The following is a 229-nucleotide window of genomic DNA, read 5'->3' as shown; positions in this document are numbered from 1 at the left end:
GTGTTGACATCCTTACTATTTCACATGGAACACGAAGAGGACATAAAAGAGTGGGCAAAAGAGCATCTTTCTGACGTGATGGCTGATCAATTTTTTACGCTATCAAAAGAGCACAGGGAGCAGATGGATGTAGAAATGCTAGACATTCTAGCAAAAGTGAAGGAATTAATGAGAAACGGAGTACCACCTGAGGCGCCTGAGGCTATGGAAGTCGTGATCAAAGTGACGG

Annotated in this window: 1 protein-coding gene; it reads left to right on the top strand. The window is 43.7% G+C overall.

The features are described from left to right. Positions 1 to 24 precede the first annotated feature (24 nt). On the top strand, positions 25 to 229 hold a 205-nt coding region (locus AOA61_RS00400; RefSeq protein WP_218197313.1), incomplete at its 3' end, for a TipAS antibiotic-recognition domain-containing protein.

The organism is Pseudomonas sp. 2995-1, assembly GCF_002742505.1.
In the GTDB taxonomy this organism is placed as follows: Bacteria; Pseudomonadota; Gammaproteobacteria; order Pseudomonadales; family Pseudomonadaceae; genus Aquipseudomonas; species Aquipseudomonas sivasensis.
Note: the sequence above shows the minus strand (reverse complement) of the source record. Positions and strands in the feature narration are given on the sequence as shown.